General features: G+C 60.7%; 17 protein-coding genes. 9 read left to right on the forward strand and 8 right to left on the reverse strand.

All coding sequences use genetic code 11. The features are described from left to right. Window positions 1-4 precede the first annotated feature (4 nt). Window positions 5-814, forward strand: a complete 810-nt coding sequence (locus NX84_RS03775) for an RDD family protein (RefSeq protein ID WP_039673936.1) — start codon at window positions 5-7, stop codon at window positions 812-814. On the opposite strand, the gene NX84_RS03780 is transcribed toward NX84_RS03775, so the two are convergent. After that, a complete protein-coding gene (locus NX84_RS03780; RefSeq protein ID WP_039673938.1) occupies window positions 789-2015 on the reverse strand; it encodes a D-alanyl-D-alanine carboxypeptidase family protein in 1227 nt (408 codons plus the stop codon). The two genes, NX84_RS03775 and NX84_RS03780, sit on opposite strands and share 26 nt — an antisense overlap. 39 nt (window positions 2016-2054) lie before the next feature. On the opposite strand from NX84_RS03780, the gene NX84_RS03785 reads away from it, so the two are divergent. Then, complete coding sequence (locus NX84_RS03785) at window positions 2055-2915, forward strand: amidohydrolase family protein (RefSeq protein WP_174519843.1); 861 nt, start codon at window positions 2055-2057, stop codon at window positions 2913-2915. Between the two features lie 22 nt (window positions 2916-2937). Here the strand turns inward: NX84_RS03785 and NX84_RS03790 are convergent, their stop codons facing one another. Genes NX84_RS03790 through NX84_RS03800 form a run of 3 tightly spaced genes read right to left on the reverse strand, consistent with a single transcriptional unit; the run spans window position 2938 to window position 5341 of the window. Further along, window positions 2938-4176 carry a hypothetical protein gene (locus NX84_RS03790; RefSeq protein WP_039673942.1) on the reverse strand — a complete coding sequence of 413 codons (1239 nt, stop codon included), beginning with the start codon at window positions 4174-4176 and terminating at the stop codon, window positions 2938-2940. 11 nt (window positions 4177-4187) lie between these two features. Further along, complete coding sequence (locus tag NX84_RS03795; protein WP_039673944.1) at window positions 4188-5057, reverse strand: C40 family peptidase; 870 nt, start codon at window positions 5055-5057, stop codon at window positions 4188-4190. Further along, window positions 5057-5341, reverse strand: coding sequence for a hypothetical protein (locus NX84_RS03800; protein WP_039673946.1), 285 nt, complete (start codon window positions 5339-5341; stop codon window positions 5057-5059). The genes NX84_RS03795 and NX84_RS03800 overlap by 1 nt, the downstream gene beginning before the upstream one ends. A gap of 61 nt (window positions 5342-5402) precedes the next feature. On the opposite strand from NX84_RS03800, the gene upp reads away from it, so the two are divergent. The 3 genes from upp (at window position 5403) to NX84_RS03815 (ending at window position 8820) form a co-directional block, all read left to right on the forward strand. After that, window positions 5403-6038 carry a uracil phosphoribosyltransferase gene (gene upp, locus NX84_RS03805; protein ID WP_039673948.1) on the forward strand — a complete coding sequence of 212 codons (636 nt, stop codon included), beginning with the start codon at window positions 5403-5405 and terminating at the stop codon, window positions 6036-6038. 103 nt (window positions 6039-6141) lie between these two features. Further along, window positions 6142-7338: an amidohydrolase gene (locus NX84_RS03810; RefSeq protein ID WP_370664342.1), complete on the forward strand. Its 1197-nt coding sequence runs from the start codon at window positions 6142-6144 to the stop codon at window positions 7336-7338. 57 nt (window positions 7339-7395) lie between these two features. Then, window positions 7396-8820 carry an NAD(P)H-quinone dehydrogenase gene (locus NX84_RS03815; RefSeq protein WP_039673950.1) on the forward strand — a complete coding sequence of 475 codons (1425 nt, stop codon included), beginning with the start codon at window positions 7396-7398 and terminating at the stop codon, window positions 8818-8820. A gap of 111 nt (window positions 8821-8931) precedes the next feature. Here the strand turns inward: NX84_RS03815 and NX84_RS03820 are convergent, their stop codons facing one another. Both NX84_RS03820 and NX84_RS03825 read right to left on the reverse strand, forming a co-directional pair. Then, window positions 8932-9165, reverse strand: coding sequence for a hypothetical protein (locus tag NX84_RS03820; protein ID WP_039673952.1), 234 nt, complete (start codon window positions 9163-9165; stop codon window positions 8932-8934). A 192-nt stretch (window positions 9166-9357) separates the two neighbouring features. Next, on the reverse strand, window positions 9358-10674 hold the full coding sequence (locus NX84_RS03825) for a short-chain fatty acyl-CoA regulator family protein (protein ID WP_039673954.1): 1317 nt from the start codon (window positions 10672-10674) through the stop codon (window positions 9358-9360). 169 nt (window positions 10675-10843) lie between these two features. On the opposite strand from NX84_RS03825, the gene prpD reads away from it, so the two are divergent. The 3 genes from prpD to NX84_RS03840 are packed head-to-tail and all read left to right on the forward strand — an operon-like array spanning window position 10844 to window position 14465. Next, the gene (gene prpD / locus NX84_RS03830; RefSeq protein ID WP_039673956.1) at window positions 10844-12355 is read left to right on the forward strand and encodes a 2-methylcitrate dehydratase PrpD; all 1512 of its coding nucleotides are present in this window, start codon (window positions 10844-10846) and stop codon (window positions 12353-12355) included. Next, window positions 12356-13288, forward strand: coding sequence for a methylisocitrate lyase (gene prpB / locus NX84_RS03835; protein ID WP_039673959.1), 933 nt, complete (start codon window positions 12356-12358; stop codon window positions 13286-13288). It abuts the gene before it with no gap. 28 nt (window positions 13289-13316) lie between these two features. After that, window positions 13317-14465, forward strand: a complete 1149-nt coding sequence (locus NX84_RS03840; protein ID WP_039673961.1) for a bifunctional 2-methylcitrate synthase/citrate synthase — start codon at window positions 13317-13319, stop codon at window positions 14463-14465. Here the strand turns inward: NX84_RS03840 and NX84_RS03845 are convergent. Both NX84_RS03845 and NX84_RS03850 read right to left on the reverse strand, forming a co-directional pair. Continuing rightward, a complete protein-coding gene (locus tag NX84_RS03845; RefSeq protein ID WP_039673963.1) occupies window positions 14462-16897 on the reverse strand; it encodes a hypothetical protein in 2436 nt (811 codons plus the stop codon). The genes NX84_RS03840 and NX84_RS03845 overlap by 4 nt on opposite strands. Beyond that, window positions 16887-17573 (reverse strand): ABC transporter ATP-binding protein, encoded by a 687-nt coding sequence (locus NX84_RS03850; protein ID WP_039673965.1) that lies wholly within the window; start codon window positions 17571-17573, stop codon window positions 16887-16889. Before NX84_RS03850 ends, NX84_RS03845 begins: the two co-directional genes overlap by 11 nt. 397 nt (window positions 17574-17970) lie before the next feature. Between NX84_RS03850 and NX84_RS03855 the strand changes: the two genes are divergently transcribed. Further along, entirely contained in the window at window positions 17971-21402 is a 3432-nt protein-coding gene (locus NX84_RS03855; RefSeq protein ID WP_039673967.1) for a pyruvate carboxylase, read from the forward strand. The last annotated feature ends 41 nt before the right edge of the window (window positions 21403-21443 follow it).

Raw genomic sequence — 21443 nt, forward strand, 5'->3', positions numbered from 1 at the left:
GCTTGTGCTTCCTGAAACCCCTGCACCAAACCTGTATACCTACTTCACCCTGGACCCGCGGGCGACGTCGAACGACCTTGGCGTGCAGCTCGCGGCTGCCGACGCCAACCTCGAGGACATCGGCTACATCCCCGAGGACGTCGAGCGCCAGGAGATAGCGGTGGCCGCCCGAATTCTGTGCGAGCCGTCGTCCCGCGCCACCTACGATCAGGGATTGGAGAGCGGGCGCCAGCCGACGTGGCGCCAACTGGAAGAGTTCGCGGAAACGGGGCGCTGGCGCACAGAAGCTCCGAGTACAGACGCTTCGAGTACACAAGCTTCCAGCGCAGAAAGCTTTAGCCCCGAATCTCAGCCGGTTTCTTTCGACCCCAGCCCGGCTCCGTCTCAGGACTCCCAGCGCGCTACCCCCGGCAACCGCGTGCTCATGGCGATTCTCGATTACATCATTGCAGCCGTCGTCGTCTCAGCCGTCGTGAGCTTTGGCCTCTCTGATCCAAATGCGCATGCCGCCCTCGTGATGAGCGCGTCCAGCCTGTTTACCGTGGCCTACTACCTTGTCTCCGAGGTCTACCTCGGTGCCACGCCCGCAAAGCTGATCGCTGGTTACACCGTCCGTGATGTGACAACACACAAGAATCTCTCCTGGCAGCAGAGCATTAAGCGCAACTGGTGGCGCGTGGCCTCCCTGGTGCCGCTCATTGGACCACTTGTGGCTTTCGTTGGTGCGCTTTACGTTGTCACGACTATTGGCCCCAAGAACGCGCTGCGCGGCCAGCACGACATCATGGCTAACGCCGAAGTAGTGAAAAAGTAGCCACGACCACCACGAGCAGGGCGACGAGCCCCGCCACCATCCAACCGATCCAACCCTGTGAGTCCTCGAACGATGAGGATGAGCGGGGTTGAGTCGTTTCTGGGGTCTTGGTAGGGGTGGGCGGAGTGGGCGTCAAAACGACTGTGGTTTCCTCAGCCGCCTGCGCTGAGAAATCCTCCAGCTGGCCTACGCCATGTCCGGGGGTGACGGTGGAGGATTCGTCGAGAAGCATCTGTGCCTGCTCCCACGCCCTAAAGCCGTGATCGACGGTGGTGTCCAGGATGACGGCCTGCAGGCGGCGCCCGTCGCGATCAATGGCACCGACGAAGGTGTGATGCGCGTCCTCGGTATATCCAGTTTTGCCGCCGATGCCATCAGGGTCATTGAGATAGAGCCCGTTGTCATTCCAGAGCTCGTAGCCGGGCATCTCGCCCCAGCCAGGAAAATCCACGTGCTCGGTGTCGACGATGCGCGCAAAGGTGTCATTGGCAAAAGCCTCGCGATAGATGAGCGAGATATCCGCGGCAGACGTCGACATTCCCGCGGCATCGAGCCCTGAATAGCTCGCCGCGACGGTCGAGCGCGTGCCAATCTCGCGGGCCTTCTCATTCACCTTGCGGAGGGTGTCCTCGTCGCCACCCAACGCGGTTGCGAGGGCATGCGCAGCATCGTTGCCTGAAGCCATGAGCAGGCCCTGCAACAGTTGCTCTACTGTGTACGTACCCTCCGGACCAATGCCAACGGCGGAACCTTCAACAGAAGCGTCTTCCAGCGTGGCGGTAATGCGCTGGTCCAACGGGAGCTCCTCAATCACCACGAGCGCCAACAGGGCTTTAATGATCGACGCCGGGCGGTAGCGCCCATTGGGATCTTTCATCGCGATGATTTCACCCGAGTCGAGGTCACTGACCATCCATGCTGAGGCCACAACGTCTTTGTTGACCTTAAAACCACGCGGCGCCGTGACCCCGCAGGCGGCGCCGTCCACCGGCGGCAGAGGAGTAGGCGTGGCCTGACCGGGGGCGAGCTCCTCAGAGGTCGTGCTCGGCTCGGCTGGTACGAGCGAGTGCGGGCAGGAATCAGTATCGGGTGCCGTGGTACGTGTGGGCAAAGACGATGATGTCTCGTCGGATTCCTCCGCGTACGCCGGTGGGGTGATGAGCAGCGTGAGGGTAGCGATAAGCGCGGAGACATATTTCATAACGTGCTTAATCCTAGACCCCGCCCTAGGATGAACCCCATGCATGACGCACCTTTGATTAGCCCCGAAAACAAGGACTCTGGAGCCGAAATTTTCGCCTCCCTGCCCAAGGTCACGCTGTTCGTACCGCTGCCGGCGGATGCTTCCACCCCGGAGGAGCTGCGCGCGGCCACTCGTTCCGTGGTGCAGGCGCTTGTCGACGACCACGTGGTCTACGCCGAACTCCGCCTCCCCGCCGACTCGTTCCCCTTCTCACGCGATGAGGCCTTGGCAGCAGCCGCTGAGGGTCTTGAGGTGCCGGGGATCGATGCGCGACTGGTTGTGCACGGAGAAGCATCCGAGCATGCGGCGGGCGTTGTTCTGAGTGATCTCACGAAGGCACCTGCGCTGCGCGAGGAGTTCATTCCGTGGGAGTTCGATGCTGCGTCTTATGACGACGTGGTGGCGGCCGTGCGTGCGGGTGCCACGCGCCTTGTTCACGCGACGGATCTCATTGATGATTTCAGCGCTGACCTCGACGGTGTTCGCCCGGGAAAGGCGTCAGCGTGGATCCGTGATCGTCGCATCGCTCTGACTTTCGCGCCCCTTGAGGAGCTTCCGGCCGAGGAACTTGCCGACCACCCCCTGCCGCTTTTGCAGCAGCTCGGCTTCACCTGCACCGTCGCGGGCGACAAGCTTAGCGATGTCTTCGTGGCGCTCAGTGAGACCTTTGGTTACGGCCTGGAGGAGTTCTTCGACCTGACCATCAAGGCCATCGAGAACTCCTTCGCTAGCGAAGAGGACCGCCAGCGCCTCATCGAAGAGGAAATCCTGCCCGCGTACGAAAAACTCGCGGACCCGGAGTTTGCTGAAGACGCTGACGGTGCGGACGACGAAGAAGACCTCTCCGCCACTGACTAGGCGCTGATTTATTGGGCGCTCATTAGAAGCGCGAGAAGCGCTTGGTCAGCATTTCCTCTAAGCCCTTCCAGGACTCCGCGTGCTCGGTGTAGGGCTTGGACGGAACATAGCCCGCATGCTCGGTGGAACCCAGCATGTAGCCCAGGTAATCCTGGAAGCGCGGGTTCTGCAGCATGTAGGAGTTGATGGAATCATCGCCAGCCCAGTCGGCGGCATCGGCGCAGATTTCATAGCAGCGGCCCATCTGGTCGCTATCAACAGACTCGGGGCCCTTCTCAATGTCACGGACGATACCGTTGAAGGTGTACTGGTTATCCGGGTGAACGGTGACCTCGAGCTCGCCCGCATTGGCTGCAGCAACGACTTCTTCCCAGGTGGAGACCTTTGCTAGGTCGTGGTCATCGTTTTCCATGATCCAGCGGGTAAGCACCTTGGAAGTGGGGAAGGTGAAGATTTCGCCCCATTTACCCAAGAAGACCGGCTTGCCATCCAGGTAGGTGCGCAGGGTGTAGACCGACTTCTGGTTAGCGGTGATCTTGACCGGGTCAATACCGGCAGCAGCCCACGGGGAGCTGTCATATGGGTCAGCTGCCTCTGCGGCGGCCTTGCGCTCTTCCTCAGCCTTCTTGCGAGCTTCGTCGGCAGCCTCCGTGGCCGCGGAGATGCGGGTAGCCGCGTTCGCCGTTGCATCCTCAGCAAAGTCAGAGGAAGGCACTATCTTGACTACCTTGTCGAGGTCCTCAATAACCTCGCGCCAGTTCGCGAGAACGACGCTGCCCAGTCCAGACCACTCGTTCAAACCTGCATCGCCGGCGTAATGATCCGCGCCGCGCGCAGGGTTGCGCAGAATAGAGTGCGAGGCAAAGAAAATGACCGTGTGTTCTGCGGCGGAGACTTCGGCGAGCGCGTGCGCAACCTCCAAGCAGCGAGCTACCGAGGATACGTTCTCGTGGCTGGGGCGCCCCGCCAGGTACTTCGGCATTCCGACGAGGTCATAGACGCGCTTCTTGTCCGGCACGACTCGGTCCGCAGCTTGGGAGTTAAAGACTTCCCACTTGGGGTGGTCAAGCAGGTCATGCTTCTTGTCTGATTCGAGGAAGCACAGCATGTCGGCTTCGGTGTGGAACAACAAGACAGACTCATCATCGCCAAGGAAGGCCTGCCATTCGGAACCATTCTGACGCCACTTCGGCGCCCACAGGGTGTAGAAATCGCCCTCAGACAAAGAGAGCTGGATGGGGACAATCGCGCGTGTGTTCATGGGCAAACAGTCTACCCTGTGGGCCTCCAGAAGCCTTTGAAAGCCATCCCCATGTTGTTAGTGCGCAGTGGCCCAGTCTGTACCGGGCTGCCCGCTTCAACGATCTGTCCATCACCGGAGTACATGGCGACGTGCCCATCCCACACCACGAGGTCCCCCGGTTGTAGCTCCTCGGCGCTGACTTGCCGGCCCACTGTCTGACTTTCCGCAGTCCGGGGCAGCTCCACTCCGGCTTGCCGCCACGCCCACTGCGTCAGTCCTGAACAATCGAAGTTTCCGTTGCCCGTTCCTCCCCATCCATAGGGCGTTCCCACCTGTGATAGGGCTGCTTGCGCGGCGGCTTGTCCCTGCTCGGAACCGCCTTCGACTGCAGGTTCTCGAAGCGCATGGCGCGCCACGGTGACATCAGTGCTGTCCTGGCGGCCGCGCACCGCGGGCCGTACGGCACGCTGACCGATCGGCACTAGGGGAGCGGCTGCCTGGAGTAGTTCTCCAGCAAGGCGTTTGATGCGCACCATGGCTTTGCCTATGTACTCCATGGCCAGAACCTGCAGTGCGGAACGCGCAGCGGCCTGAGCAGCCGGGTTCGGGATAAGTAATCCTAGCGCGAGCGGAAGGCCGCGCTGTAACAACTCAAATCCCAGTCCTACAAGGTCCCGAACCGTTGCTGAAATCAAACTCCGCGCGGAGCCCAGTGCCGAACGCACGGTGGAGATATCCTCGGCGGCCTGCCGGGAGACGTCGAAAAGCGCCTGCGGATCTCCATGCGCAATCTCCGCCAAGGGGCCCGCAGCAGTGAGATCCGGAACGATGGGCAATCCCACATTAGGCAGTTGTGCTGGCTGCAAGCGAGCGATCTGGGCAATAGCTGATTCCAACATCACAGACCCCCACACGCGCTGGCGAGCGCATGATCGGCATCCTCAGCCTCACGCGCCATGAGGAAACTAGACTCCGCCACCGCAGCGGCGTCAGCCCTGACCTGGGTAAGCCGAGCAGACAGGTTCTCTAAGGCTGCATCGAGTGCACTCGTAAAGCCCTGCAAGACGGGGTCATTCGGCAACACAGGAGGGGGTGTAGGGGAGTCCTGGGAGGCTTCAACAAGCTCGTGCGCCAAGCGGCGCGTGTATTCGGTATCAATGCCAAAGGTATCGAAGTCAGTCATGTCCTATTAGACTGCCCAACCTGCCAATCGGTTCCCGCACAACTCTTATAGAGTGGTGGTCATGGATATCCACGTTGTAGACCACCCCCTCGCCACATCCCGCCTCACGCTTATGCGCGATGCCCGCAGCGACAACGCCGCTTTTCGTGCTGCCCTGCGTGACCTCGGCGCCATGCTTGTCTACGAGGCAGCCCGCGACCTCCCCGTTGAGCATTTCGACTGCACGACTCCCGTTGCTACTGCAGACGGCACGCGCCTGCAGGACCCGCCGATTGTCGTCCCCATCATTCGCGCTGGCCTGGGCATGGTCGACCCAGCCCTGTCGATGATTCCTGATGCCCAAGTGGGCTTCATCGGCATGGCGCGCGATGAGACGACGCACCAGCCAGTCCCGTACCTTGAGGCCTTGCCGGAGGATCTCAGCGGCCGCAGTGTTTTCGTCGTGGACCCCATGCTCGCCACGGGTGGCTCCCTCTTGCACTCCCTCAAGTTGTTGGCAGACCGCGGTGCCACCGATATCACCGCCATTTGCATGGTTTCCGCGCAGCCGGGTGTGGATGCCCTCGCTAACTCTGGCCTGCCGGTTCGCCTCGTGACAGCGGCCATCGATCCCGAGCTCAACGACGATGCCTACATCGTTCCTGGCTTGGGTGATGCCGGCGACCGCCTTTACGGTCCGCGCAATATCGACCTTTAACAGGTGCCTTGGGAAACCGCAGACCACTCAGTATATCTAGGTCTGACCTGCCCGGCTAACTGAACCGCATGGTCTAGTTGTAGACTCTTCCCCATAGAAAACCATGGAGGAGGAAGCAGTGATCTCAGATTATGTGAGTGAGTGGTTCACCAACCACCGCGCAGAGGTCATCGCGTGGCGCCGTCATATTCACCGCCACCCGGAAACCTCCAACAATGAGGTGGAAACCACTCGCTTCCTCGCCCGCACCCTGCGTGAGTATGGCCTGGAGCCGCAGCTCTTTCCTGAGACCGGACTCATGGTGGACATCGGTCCTGACACGGAACTTGGCCGTTTGGCATTCCGTGCGGACATCGATGCTCTTCCGGTTACTGAGGTCACCGGGCTCGAGTACACCTCTGAAGTGCCCGGTGTTATGCATGCGTGTGGCCATGACATTCACACCACCATTGCGCTGGCCACTGCCTGTGCGTTGGCCGATTTTCACCGCGAGCACCCCCTTGACTTTGGCATCCGCGTGATTTTCCAGCCCGCCGAGGAAGTGTGGGTCGGCGGTGCCACTGATGTCATTGAATGGGGCGCGCTCGAAGGTGTGAACTCGATTTTCGCCGTCCATGTCGAGCCCAAGCTTCGCGTCGGACGCATTGGCGTTCGTGCGGGCGCTATCACCTCGGCTACCGATGTGGTTGAAATCAACGTGACGGGCCCTGGTGGTCACACCTCGCGCCCACACTTGTCGGCGGACGTCGTCTATGCGCTGGGCAAGCTCCTGACTGATTTGCCGGGTCTGTTGTCGCGCCGCGTTGACCCCCGTACCGGTACGGTGCTGGTCTTTGGCCAGGTCAATTCAGGATATGCGCCGAATGCCATTCCGGAGACCGGTACCGTGTCTGGCACCATGCGCACCGCGGACATTGGCATCTGGCGTGAGATGCAGACTCTGTTCTCTAAACTCGTGGAGCAGGTTCTGGCGCCGTTGGGCGTTGAGCACGAGTTGGTCTACCACCGAGGGGTTCCGCCGGTGCTTAATGACGACGTCTCGACCGCCCTCCTCGCCAGCGCTGCCCAAGCCATCGACCCACAAGCCGTGGTCCAGGCGCCGCAGTCTTCCGGCGGTGAGGATTTCTCCTGGTACCTCGAGAAGGTTCCCGGCTCCATGGCCCGTCTTGGCTGCTGGTCTGGCGAAGGTGAGCAGCACGATCTCCACATGGGTGATTTGGCTCCAGACGAACGGGCAATCGGCGTGGGCGTCAAGCTCTTTGGGTCAGTGGCGGAACAGTTCGCCAACGTGGAGGATTAGGGACTTAAGCATTACACTGTGACACGGATTTCCCAGAATTTAATTTAAGGAGCGACATTGTCACAGGAAGCCCCCCGCATCGTAATCATTGGTGGAGGCCCCGCTGGCTACGAGGCCGCGACTGCCGGCGCCAAGTACGGCGCACATATTACGTTGGTTGAGGAACAGGGCCCTGGTGGCTCCTCCGTTCTTTTGGACTGTGTTCCCTCGAAGTCCTTTATTGCTGGCGCCAATATCCGCACCGACTTCCGCCGCGCGGATGACATGGGCCTGAATCACGAGCTCGGTTCGCTGCAACTCAACCTGCAGGCGCTCAATGGGCGCGTGCAGGCGCTGGCCGCTAATCAGTCCCGTGACGTGCGTGCGGGCCTAGAAAAGATCGGCGTTCAGGTTATCGATGGCCGTGCCGCATTCTCCGAAGACCAGCACGGTGTGAAAGGTGCAGCTCACAAGGTCGATGTCACCCATAAGGATGGCACCACCGAAACCCTTGAGGCGGACCTTGTCCTCGTGGCCACCGGTGCCACCCCACGTATCCTGCCGGGCGCGCAGCCGGATGGCGAGCGCATCCTGACCTGGCAGCAGGTCTATGACCTCAAGGAGGAACCGGAGCACCTCATTGTGGTCGGTTCCGGTGTGACCGGTGCGGAGTTCGTGTCCGCCTTTGCGGAGATGGGCGTGCGCGTGACCATGGTGGCCTCCCGCGACCGCATTCTGCCGCACGATGACGCCGATGCTGCCGACGTCCTCGAGACTGTCCTCGCCGAGCGTGGCGTGGAACTGGAGAAGAACTGCCGCGTGGAGACAGTCTCCCGTACTGAAGACGGCAACGTTGTGGTCAAGACCCAGGACGGTCGCGAAATCCACGGCTCCCACGTCATTATGTCCATTGGTTCCATCCCGAATACCAAGGACCTAGGCCTTGAGCACGTCGGCGTGGCCACCACGAAATCCGGCCACATCGAGGTGGACCGCGTCTCCCGCACCAACGTTGCCGGTATTTACGCCGCTGGTGACTGCTCCGACCTGTTCCCGCTGGCTTCCGTTGCTGCGATGCAGGGTCGTATCGCGATGTACCACTCCCTGGGTGAGGGCGTGTCCCCGCTGCGTCTGAAGACCGTGGCCACCGCCGTGTTTACCCGGCCGGAGATTGCCGCTGTGGGCTTTACCCAGGCTGAGATTGAGGCCGGCGAGGTTGCTGCCCGCACCGTCATGATGCCGCTGAACACCAACCCGCGCGCCAAGATGCGCTCGCTGCAGCACGGCTTTGTCAAGCTCTTCTGCCGTGCGACCTCCGGCCGCGTCATCGGTGGCGTGATCGTTGCTCCGACTGCCTCCGAGCTCATCCTGCCCATCGCGGTTGCCGTGACCAACCAGCTCACCGTGAACCAGCTGGCAGATTCCTTGGCGGTCTACCCGTCCCTGTCCGGCACCATCACCGAGGCCGCCCGCCGCCTGGTTGCCCACGACGATCTGGAGTAGACACTGCTCAAACGCCCCCGAGGGCGGCCCCGACGGCACAAATTAAAGGCAGCTGGTCAGACCAGCTGCCTTTTTGCTGCGCTTTCTCCGTGCTTTTGCCGCTCCCGCGGCCTAGGCCCGGGCCAGGAAGAGGTAGGCCAGCAGCGCGATAAAGCCCACGGCCAGGGCCGCCAGGCCCGTCAGGTTGATGGACGCGGTGCCGGTCAGTGCGATGAAGGACCCCACTCCCGCGATGATGAGCGCGGCGCCGAGGCCGCCCACAATTTTCGGCATCCGCGGCGCTTGCGGGCGGGCCAGGATGGCCACGAGTGCTGCCACCGTGACTACCAACGCTACCCATTCCATTACTCGAAAAGCTGTACCAAACTCCATGGACATGCAAGCGATCGCGACAACAATCGATAAGAGCGAGAGAAAGCATAAAACTCTTGCATTTGTCACCTAAATCATCTCCAATCCGGTGCTCAACACGGTACCGGTGTGGCTGTTACTCATCAACTCGAAATAGTGTTTTCTTCGATACAAATGTCTTTTTGCCTATATGTGCAGGCCGTTGGGGCTGGCGTTGAGATCGTGGTGCGCCTCGACGCCGGACTGCGGGAAAGCACGCTGGGGGCAGACGCTGCGCGGGCAGGTGGTGCACCCGGGCCCGATGGGGGTGGCGGCGGCCGGGTTGAGGTTGAGGGCGTCGGAGTAGATGAGCCGGTGGGCCTGGGAGATGTCGCAGCCCAGGCCGACGGAGAACTCCTTGCGCGGGGTGCCAAAGGGCTGGACCTGGCCCTGGATGTGGCGGGCGATCCACAGGTAGCTGTGCCCGTCGGGCATGGTGGCGACCTGGCGGGTGATGCGGTTGGGGGTCTCGAAGGCCCGGTGGACCACCCACAGCGGGCAGGAGCCGCCGGAGCGGGAGAAGTGGAAGCTGGTGGCGGACTGGCGCTTGGAGATATTGCCCGCGCGGTCGGTGCGGATGAAAAAGAACGGCACACCCTGGGCGCCGGGGCGCTGGAGGGTGGCTAGCCGCTGGGCGGTGGCTTCGAAGCTGGTGCCGAAGGCGGTGGCGAGGCGCTCGACGTCGTAGCGGAAGTCCTCGGCCTGCTCGAGGAAGGCGGTATACGGCATGGTCACGGCGGCGGCGAAGTACTGGGCCAGGCCGTAGGTGGCCAGGTCGCGGGAGTCGGCATCGGCCAGCTCGGAGACCAGGTTGTCCATGACCTCGCGGTAGGCCAGCAGGCAGTACTGGAGGGCCATCTGGAAGCACAGCTGGGCATCGGTCAGCCCGTCCTGCAGGTCCAGCTGCCGGGTCTCAGGGTCGTAGTGGCGGCGCAGGTGGGGGCCGGCCGCGCGGAAGCGGACCTGCACGCCGAGCTCGTGGTCGAGCAGCGTAGACAGCTGGGTCAGGCGGAACAGGCTGTCGCCCAGCCGGCCGGAGAGCTCCTCGGCCAGGACGTCGAGCTCGTGGATGTAGTTGTTGGCGTCGTAGAAGAAATCGCGCACGACCTCGTAGGAGCCGGCGGGCCGGGAGTCCGGCACGCGCCGGGCGATGTCGACGAGCTCCGGCATGAGCTCGGGGTAGCGGGCGGCGATTTCGGAGATCGTGGACTCGGGCGCCTGGGGGAAGATGGCGCGCAGATCGGAGATGGTGCGCACGTCTTTGACTGGCGAGAAGTAGGTCGGGTCCACGTCGAAGCGCTGTGTGAGCTGCATGAGAACAGTGACCGTAAGGGGACGTTGATCGTTTTCCAGTTGATTGAGATAGCTCGTGGACAGGCCAAGTTGCTTGGCCATGGCCGCTTGAGTGAGCCCGCGTTCCTTGCGCAGCGCGTGGATTCTCGCCCCCGCGTAGTGCTTAGTCATCTCTCGAATCCTCCGAAAATGCCGCATGAACTGCACGTTCCACAAGTTTTGCTAATAGCGCAAAGACTTGCAACAGATTTCCACAGTTTACACATGTGGCAGGCCACACGCTCGGATAATTAGTGTGATGGCTATCGCAGTCGCAGTCATTGCCTAGGAGGAGAACACGTTGATTAACCACGAAGTACGGACCCACAAGTCTGCCGAAGACTTTCCCATCGAAGAGCATCTCGCACACAAGATTGCCAAGGTAGCCGCCGATCCCGTTGAGGTTCCGGCCGAGACCACCGAGATGATTATTAACCGCATCATCGACAACGCCAGTGTTGCAGTGGCCTCAGCTACGCGTCGCCCTGTGACCTCGGCGCGAGTGATTGCGCAGGCCCATGAGACGTCGGAAAGCGGCGCCACCATCTTCGGAGTTGACGGTACCTACTCCGCCGAGTGGGCAGCATTGGCCAACGGCACTGCCGTGCGTGAGCTGGACTACCACGACACCTTCCTTGCTGCCGACTACTCCCACCCAGGCGATAACATCCCGCCGATTCTCGCCGTGGCTCAGCACAAGGGCCTGACCGGCAAGGACCTTATCCGCGGCTTGGCCACCGGCTACGAAATCCAGGTCAACCTGGTCAAGGGGATTTGCCTGCACGAGTGGAAGATTGACCACGTAGCACACCTTGGTCCGTCCGTCGCTGCGGGTATCGGCACCATGCTGAACCTCGACGTGGACACCATCTACCAGGCCATCGGCCAGGCGCTACACACCACCACCGCCACCCGCCAGTCCCGCAAGGGCCTCATTTCCTCCTGGAAGGCCTACGCCCCAGCGTTCGCTGGCAAGATGGCCATCGAGGCAGTGGACCGCTCCATGCGCGGCGAGGGTGCCCCGGCTCCAATCTGGGAAGGCGAAGACGGCTTCATCGCCTGGATGCTCCATTCCCCAGAACGCACCTACACCGTCCCACTGCCGGCCGAAGGTGAAGAAAAGCGTGCCATCCTGGACACCTACACCAAGGAGCACTCCGCGGAGTACCAGGCACAGGCCCCGATCGACATGGCCTTTGCCCTCAAGAAGACCCTCGCAGAGAAGGGCCTGAAGACCGAGGACATCGAGTCCATTGTCCTGCACACCTCGCACCACACGCACTACGTCATCGGCACCGGTGCTAACGACCCGCAGAAGATGGATCCGAACGCCTCCCGCGAGACCCTGGATCACTCCATTATGTACATCTTCGCTGTGGCCCTCCAGGACGGTGAGTGGGACTACGAGACCTCCTACTCTGATGAGCGCAAGCACCGCCAGGACACTATCGACCTGTGGCACAAGATTTCCACCGTCGAGGACCCGGAGTGGACCCGCCGCTACCACTCCAACGATTTGGAGGAGAAGGCTTTCGGCGGCAAGGCCGTCATCACCTTCAAGGACGGCACCGTGATTGAGGATGAGCGCGCGGTGGCCGACGCCCACCCGCTCGGCGCCCGCCCCTTCGGCCGCGAGGAGTACATCAACAAGTTCAAGAAGCTCGCCGCCGGCAAGGTCTCGGAGGAGGAGCAGGAGCGCTTCCTTGCCGCGGTACAGGACCTGGAGAACCTCACGGACCTCAACGAGCTCAACGTTCGCCTCACCGACGAAGCACTCGCCACCGCACCTGAGACCCCGAAGGGAGTGTTCTAAATGGCTGGCCTGTTTGGTTCCACTATCAGCAATGCGGACAAGCGCAAGAGCTTTCGCGAGGCGCTGAACGCACCAGAAATCACCACGCTGCCGGGCGCGTTCAATCCGCTTACCGCGCGCCTCATTCAGGATCTCGGTGGCTTCGGCGGCGTCTATGTCTCCGGCGCGGTGCTGGCTAACGACCTGGGTCTCCCGGACATTGGACTGACCACGTTGACCGAGGTGGCACAGCGCGCCGGGCACATTGCTCGCGCCACGGACTTGCCGGTGCTTGTCGACGCCGACACGGGCTTCGGCGAACCCATGTCCGCCGCCCGCACGGTCGCAGCGCTGGAGGACGCTGGCCTGGCCGGCTGCCACCTAGAGGACCAGGTCAATCCGAAGCGCTGCGGCCACCTCGATGGCAAGGAAGTGGTGCCGACGGATCTCATGGTGCGCCGCATCACCGCCGCCGTCAACGAGCGCCGCGATGAGAACTTCATCATCTGTGCCCGCACGGATGCCGCCGGTATCCACGGCATTGATGACGCTATCGAGCGCGCCAAGGCCTACGCCGCTGCCGGCGCGGACCTCATCTTCACCGAGGCACTGTACTCGCCCGAGGACTTTGAAAAGTTCCGCGCCGCCGTGGATACCCCACTGCTGGCCAACATGACGGAGTTTGGCAAGACCGAGCTGCTGTCGGCTAAGCACATCGAAGACTTGGGCTACAACGCCGTCATCTGGCCGGTGTCCACCCTGCGCGTGGCCATGGGTGCTACCGAAGAATTCCTGCGCGACATGCAGGAAACCGGCCTGCAATCCGAGGAGTGGCTCGAGCGCATGCAGCACCGCTCCCGCCTCTACGAGCTGGTGCGCTACGACGAGTACAACGCCTTCGACCAGAGCGTGTTCACGTACTCCAAGGACAGCTACAAGCCCACTTTTGATTAAAACCCCATAACTGCAAAGGAGAAATACCATGTCTGAGACCCCAGAGATTCGCAAGGGCCTGTACGGCGTCGTCGTAGACGAGACCGCCGTGTCCAAGGTCGTCCCGGAGACCAACTCCCTGACCTACCGCGGCTACCCGGTTCAGGAGCTCGCACGCTACTGCTCTTTCGAGGAAGTGGCCTACCTGCTGTGGAACGGTGAGCTGCCGACCCAGGGCGAGCTCGTACGCTTCTCCGCTCGTGAGAAGGCACTGCGCCACCTGGACCGCCACCTCATTGACCTCATCACCTCCATGCCCAAGTCCTGCCACCCGATGGACGTTCTGCGCACCGCAGTCTCCTTCATTGGTTCCCAGGACCCGGAGGAGTACACCAAGGACTCCGAGCACATTCGCCGCACCGCTCTGGAGCTCATGGCGAAGCTGCCGACCATCGTCGCACTCGACATCCGCCGCCGTCGCGGTGAAGGTTACATCGAGCCTTCCCGCAAGAAGGGCTTTGCAGAAAACTTCCTGTGGATGGTCTTCGGCGAGGAAGAAGGATCGCCGGCCCTGTCGCGCTCCGATATTGAGGCCTTTGATAAGTCCCTCATCCTCTACGCTGAGCACTCCTTCAACGCCTCCACCTTCGCTGGCCGCGTGGTGACCTCGACGATGTCGGACACCTACTCCGCCGTCACCGCTGCTATCGGTGCGCTGAAGGGCCCGCTGCATGGTGGTGCCAACGAAGCCGTGATGAAGAACTTCCTCGAGATTGGTGACCCTGCCAAGGCCGAGGAGTGGACGCTCAACAAGCTCAAGAACAAGGAGCTTGTCATGGGCTTCGGCCACCGCGTGTACAAGAACGGTGACTCCCGCGTTCCAACCATGGAGGCTGCTTTCCGCGAGCTGGCCAAGGACCACGGCCAGGAGCAGTGGGTGGAGATGTACGAAATCATGGCCAAGACCATGTACGAGAACACCTCCATCAAGATTCAGCCGAATCTGGACTTCCCGGCTGGCCCTGCGTACCACATCCTCGGCTTTGACATCGAGTTCTTCACCCCGATCTTCGTGATGGCCCGCATCACCGGCTGGACCGCACACATCGTGGAGCAGAACGAGAACAACTCCCTCATCCGCCCGCTGTCTGCCTACAACGGCGAGGAGCAGCGCTCCGTTCCGCCGAAGGAAATCTAGTTAGCAGTTGCGCTTGACGACGGGCGCTGCATGTAGCGAAGGCATGTCATGCCAACGCCACTTGCAGCGCCTAGTGCTATTGCGCCTGCAGCCACAAAAAGTGCCTTCCAATCGATGGCGAAAGTGAGTCCATCTCCCATTGCGTAGACCATTCCGGCAAGTGGGAGGAATCCAGCAATACAGCCAGTAATGATCGCAGTACATGCCAGTGCGCTCGTGGTAAGCACAACAATTTTTAAATGCCAGGAAGAATCGAGGCCCAGTACTCTGAAGGTGTTCTGGATTGCTTCGGTAGCGCGAGCAAGTTGCCGCGAGAAAACAAAGGTTACGGCTAACGCGCTGAGCAGCGCGGCTGCCAAACTGATATAGAATGCCCGCGGTGTCGAAGAGGTTTGAACCAGCGGTAGCAGCACGAGCTCGTGGGGGATACGTGCTTGCGCAGCGCTATCGAGAAAGCGCTTTTCTGCTTCTTCGTTGAGTTCCGTAAAGACCCACTGTGTCCCACGTGCCGGTGCGTTGAGTTTCTGCGCCGTGGATTCGAGGATAAACCCTCCAGCTAGTTTCTCCCAGTGAGGTCCGAAGTCTGTGCTTAGCGCTGGAAGTGATGTGGGACTTGAGTTTTTGCCCGTGGTGATTGAAACGTGGTCTTGATTGATGAATCGGTTATCGCGGACCAAAGCTCCGGTCTTAAGAACATCTTTTTCATGGTCCGTGAGCTCTCGGCCTAAGAGCTGCTCTACGTCATGAACGGATTCGACGGTCAGTACGCCATAGGTTCCCGACATCTCCGTGGGCATGTCTAGCGTGGCCTGGACATAAGAAACTCGAACTGGGGCGGGAACACCCAACGCGAGGGCTACGTGCTGAACGGAATCAGCGTCTGTGGCTAGGCCGTCATCTGTTTTTTCTAAAACGTGTGCCTGGTTTGGGGCGATTGTTGACGTCAAGCTGTCGTTTTCACTGGCTGTAAAACTGGCCGACATCGAACTACTGAACACTGCGGTTCCCATGCACAGGACCAACAACGCCAGACCCGTACCAATGAGTTGACGGTGTTTCTCAGCAAATCTAAGGGCCACGCCTGCTGGAGTGTAGGGCCGACTGGTTCGCGGACATTGTGCGAGAAGAAGCGAAAAGACGATGCACAATGCCACGGTTGGCAATGGCGCCCAGGTTTCGAACACGTCTGGCCCCAGCAGCGCTGAAGCGACCGTGAAGAGTGCGGCCACAAGGACAATAGCAATCGCACTCCAACGCAAGAATGATGCCGATGGGGCCGGCAGCGGGATGTCTTTCCAGAACGGATGCGGCTGGGTCGATGGCGCGGTGGCAACACCGCCAATCAGGAGTGCTGCTAGCGAGCTAGCGAGAAGAAGCACTAACCATTTCCACGGAATGAGGACTCCAGGATCAGGCAACCCTGCAAGTCCCGAAATGAAAGGGCGCACACATTGCGCCAGGCCTGCACCTACAACGAGTCCTGCGACGGAGTACATCAGGGCTGAACGAAGCAGGGTGGATGTGCTGGACTTCCACAATAGGAAGGGCGGGATTCCTAGCTCGAAAAACCGCTGGATCAACGGGCGAAGTACCTGGTAGGTAATCCGCCACAGGAAGAAGATCAAAGCGCATGGGATGACAACGGCGAACAGGCCGAAGAAGAAGGAATAGCTATCGGCGAACCCTGAAGGTGGTGTTGCGAGTAAGCTTTCTCGGGTGAGAAGCGATGCCGAGAAGGCGTCGTCAAGCGCGGCGCGATCAACGAGGTTTGTAGTTTCGAGCTGACTGCTAATGAAGTTGGTGAGCTCGGCAGGAGTCGTTCCTTCGGAACCGAAAACAATTGGCCGGACCGAAGCGGAGGTCATGGAATAAGCGTCAGCGTCGATGGTGTTCCACGTTCCCGACGCGCCGTACACAGCTTCTTCATGCTTGTGGAAGGAATTCGATGCAACGCCAACGATACGGAGAGGTAGCGTGCCGTTGAATGCAGTTGTGTTCTCTCCAAGACTAAGGTTCACGTCCTCGGTGACTACTACCTCGCCAGGAGCGCTAGGCCAATGGCCCTGAACCAATGCCAACCCAAAATCGGGAGCTTGCTCTTCCCAGTGAGACTCCTTGTAGACAAGGGAAGTTGAAGGATCGCTATCGATATAGAGATCGTAAGTCTCAAGCTGAGCAGTGAAGCCTCGCTCTGGGGAATCAAGTTGCGGCAGGGTTTGTTCAATCACGCCCGCCCGCGTGTACACAGGCACGTCCACGTGCACGGCGTTGTTTCCCAATTCTGACTGCGCCTTCTGCTGCGGGGACAACGTCATGAAGAGATCGGCCGAGACAGCAAATGCGAATAATCCTAAGCACACTGCGATTGCCGCTGCGCCGAAGCGGTACCGTTTCGAAGAATGCACAACTTTCGTAATCAGTTCATTGAGCATGCGGGGCTGCTTTCCCGAGCTGGCCGTCGATCAGCGTGTAGGCCGTGCTGCAATAATCGAGCATGATGGGATCGTGGCTGGTCGCTATCACGGTTGTGCCAGTTGATGCGAGCTTTTTGAAGAGTCGAAAAATGCCATGGGAGTTCTCGGAATCGAGCGCAGCAGACGGCTCATCAGCCAAGAGAATTCGCCGGTTCCCAGACAGTGCTCGGGCGATTCCTACTCTTTGGCATTGGCCGCGCGACATCTCTGCGGGAAATCGTTGAGCGAGTTCTGCCAGTCCTACCTGGGCTAGTGCCTCGGAAGCCTTGTCGCGTGCTGCCTTCTCATCGAACCCCGATGCTGCAAGCACAAGCACGACATTTTCGAGCGCGGTGAGTTCATTCATTAATAGGTCGTCTTGATGGACGAAGCCGATTGTGTTGCGGCGCAAGGCGAGTAGTTCCTTGGGAGCAGCGGTGGATACACAGGTATCGAAGACCGAGATTGAGCCTTCATCGATAGGTAGAAGACCTGCAACCGCGCGCAGGAGAGTGGTTTTGCCGGAGCCGCTCTTTCCTGAAATCCCGAGAAAATCACCTTCATTGACCTCTAGGCTTGTGCCCTTGAGAACATGCGTGCGCTGGGCGCCTTCGCCCAAATACTTGTGGACGCTAGAAATAGTGACTGAATTCATGAGCTCTTTACAGTAGGGAAGCCCGCGCCATGCTCGTTGGCCGCGGCTCGGGTGGGAACAGGAATGGCTGGTGGCGAGAACGCAACCTACAGTTGGTATCCATCTCCTTTGCGGGTCCTTCGGAAATGGAGGATGAGGTTGGTTCATGTACTTTATCGAAATATTGCAACCCTGAAGAAGGCATGTCAAGAGGTTTATATCTTTTTGGAAGGGAAGTAATTTCCGCCCGCTTCGGTTCTGAAGCGATATGGGGTGGGGTGTTAAAGGGGTGCGCATGGAGAGTCGAGTGAGAAACTAAACAATTTCTGTTGACCTATATGTCGAATTTCGCCTCACGTGAGTACGAAGGGCACTACTCTGAGATCTGTATCGTGCTTATCTGAAAGGATTACTCCCAGTGTCTGATACCGCCCACAAATCCTTCTCCAAGGTCTTGGTGGCAAACCGCGGCGAAATTGCCGTGCGTGCTTTCCGTGCGGCCTTCGAGGTTGGTGCCAAGACGGTCGCCATTTACCCCAAGGAAGACCGCAACTCCTTCCACCGCGCGTTCGCTAATGAGGCAGTGCGCATCGGTACCGAAGGCCAGCCGGTCAAGGCTTACCTGGACATCAATGAGGTGATTCGCGCCGCTAAGAAGTCCGGTGCGGATGCCATTTACCCAGGCTATGGCTTCCTCTCTGAGCGTGCGGATCTGGCCCGCGCATGCCGCGACAACGGCATTAAGTTCATTGGCCCCACCGCTGAGACCCTGGACCTGACCGGTGACAAGGCTGCCGCTGTGGCTGCGGCCGAGGAGGCGGGTCTGCCGACTCTGAAGGACTCGAAGCCCTCGACGGACGTCGACGAGCTGGCGGAATACTCCAAGGACTTCGAGTTCCCCGTCTTCGTAAAGGCAGTTGCTGGCGGTGGCGGCCGCGGTATGCGCTTCATTGAGAACGAGGCGGAGCTGAAGACCAAGTGTGCGGAGGCTTCCCGCGAGGCGGAGGCCGCTTTCGGTGATGGCAACGTCTACCTTGAGACCGCGGTGATTCGCCCGCAGCACATTGAGGTGCAGATTCTGGCTGACTCCCAGGGCAACGTCATGCACCTGTATGAGCGTGACTGCTCCGTGCAGCGCCGCCACCAGAAGGTCGTGGAGATTGCCCCGGCCCCGACGCTGGACTCGGAGCTGCGTGACCGTATCTGCGCGGACGCCGTGAAGTTCTGTGAGCACATCAACTACGAAGGCGCCGGTACTGTTGAGTTCCTCGTCGATGAAAAGGGCAATCACGTCTTCATCGAGATGAACCCGCGTGTGCAGGTGGAGCACACCGTGACCGAGGAGGTCACGGGCGTGGACATCGTGAAGTCCCAGATGCAGATTGCCGCGGGCTTCTCCCTGGAGGAGTTGGGCCTCAAGCAGGAAGACATCCACATCAACGGTGCGGCCCTGCAGTGTCGTATCACTACTGAGGATCCTTCCAACGGTTTCCGTCCGGATACCGGTACGCTGACCCAGTACCGTTCGCCGGGCGGTGCGGGCGTGCGTCTCGACGGTGCAACGGCCGTCGGCGCGGAGATTTCTCCGAATTTCGACTCGCTGCTGGTGAAGATGACCTGCCGTGGTGCCACCTTCGAGCAGGCGGTATCCCGCGCCCAGCGTGCACTCAACGAGTTCACCGTGGCCGGAGTGGCCACCAACATCGGCTTCCTGCGGGCCCTGCTGCGTGAGCCGGACTTCGTCAACACTCGTGTGGACACCAGCTTCATTCCGGAGCACCCGGATTTGCTCAAGGCCCCGCCGGCTGTGGACGAGTCTGGTCGCATCATCGACTACATCGCGGACGTGACCGTTAACAAGCCGAACGGCGAGCGCCCGACCATCCTGCGTCCTTTCGATAAGCTGCCGGATCTGGACTTTAACTCTGAGCTGCCGCGCGGTTCCCGCGATGATCTGCTGGAGCTCGGCCCGAAGAAGTGGGCAGAAAAGATCCGCAAGCAGGACGCCCTGGCGGTCACCGATACCACCTTCCGTGATGCCCACCAGTCCCTGCTGGCTACCCGCGTGCGCGGTACCGCGCTGGTTACCGCCGCTGAGGCCGTAGCCCGCATGACCCCGGAACTGTACTCCGTGGAGGCATGGGGCGGTGCCACCTACGACGTGGCCATGCGCTTCCTCAAGGAGGACCCGTGGGTCCGCTTGGACCTGCTGCGTGAGGCTATGCCGAACCAGAACATCCAGATGCTGCTGCGCGGCCGTAACACCGTGGGTTACTCGCCGTACTCCAACGATGTGTGCAACGGCTTCGTGCAGGAGGCAGCCAAGTCCGGCGTGGATGTCTTCCGTATCTTCGACGCGCTGAACGATGTCACCCAGATGCGCCCGGCTATCGACGCCGTCCTGGAGACCAACACCACCGTGGCTGAGGTCGCCATGGCCTACTCCGGCGACATGTGCTCCCCGGATGAGAAGCTCTACACGCTGGATTACTACCTCAAGCTGGCCGAGGAGATTGTCAACACCGGTGCTCACGTCCTGGCTATTAAGGACATGGCGGGTCTGCTGCGTCCGGAGTCTGCATCCAAGCTGGTTATGGCTCTGCGCAAGGAGTTCGACCTGCCGGTTCACGTCCACACGCACGATACCGCAGGCGGCCAACTGGCCACCTACTACGCGGCAGCGCTTTCCGGCGCGGACATCGTGGATGGTGCCTCCGCACCGCTGGCGGGTACCACCTCCCAGCCTTCGCTGTCCGCCATCATCGCGGCGTTCTCCAACTCCTCGCGCGATACTGGTATCTCCCTCAAGGCAGTCTCCGACCTGGAGCCGTACTGGGAGGCAGTGCGCCAGCTCTACCACCCGTTTGAGAAGGGCATTCCTGGACCGACCGGCCGCGTATACCGCCACGAGATTCCAGGTGGCCAGCTGTCCAACCTGCGCGCGCAGGCTACCGCGCTGGGGTTGGAGGATCGCTTCGAAATCATTGAGGACACCTACGCGGCAGTGAACGAGATGCTCGGCCGCCCGACCAAGGTGACCCCGTCCTCCAAGGTGGTCGGTGACCTCGCCCTGCACCTCGTGGGCGCTGGTGTGGATCCGGCCGATTTCGAGGCCAACCCCACCAAGTACGACATCCCAGATTCCGTCATCGCCTTCCTACGCGGTGAGCTCGGTACGCCTCCAGGTGGCTGGCCGCCGCTGCGTGACAAGGTCCTTGAAGGCCGCGCGCCTGGCGACGTTACCGTGAAGCCAGTTCCGGAAGAAGAGAAGGCACACCTGGTTTCGGATGATTCTACTGAGCGGCGTGACAGCCTGAATCGCCTGCTCTTCCCGAAGCAGTTTGAGGAGTTCAACGAGTTCCGCCGCACGTACGGTAACACCGAGGCGCTCACGGATACCGTTTTCTTCTACGGGCTGGAAGAGGGCAAGGACTACATTGTTCACCACTTCCCAGAGGGGTCCAACGACCGCGCGGATCTCAAGCCCATCACCTTGCGTCTTGACGCTATGGGCGAGCCGGACGAGAAGGGCATCCGCAACGTAGTTCTCAACGTCAACGGCCAGATCCGCCCGCTCAAGGTGCGCGACAACAACGTCGAGTCCACCGTCGCCACCGTGGAGAAGGCTGACCCGTCCAACGATGGCCACGTGGCCGCACCGTTCGCTGGCGTGGTCAACCCGACCGCCAAGCCGGGCGACGAGGTCAAGGCCGGCGACCAGATCGCCGTCATCGAGGCCATGAAGATGGAAGCCTCCATCTCCGCCACCAAGGATGGCACCATCGAGCGCGTCGCCATCGGCGCCGCCACCAAGGTTGAGGGCGGCGACCTCATCGCCGTCATCAACTAGAAAAGCCGCTAATCCCTCCTGCTTAGATAGAACATCCAAGC

The organism is Corynebacterium minutissimum (assembly GCF_000805675.1).
GTDB classification, from domain to species: Bacteria; Actinomycetota; Actinomycetes; order Mycobacteriales; family Mycobacteriaceae; genus Corynebacterium; species Corynebacterium minutissimum.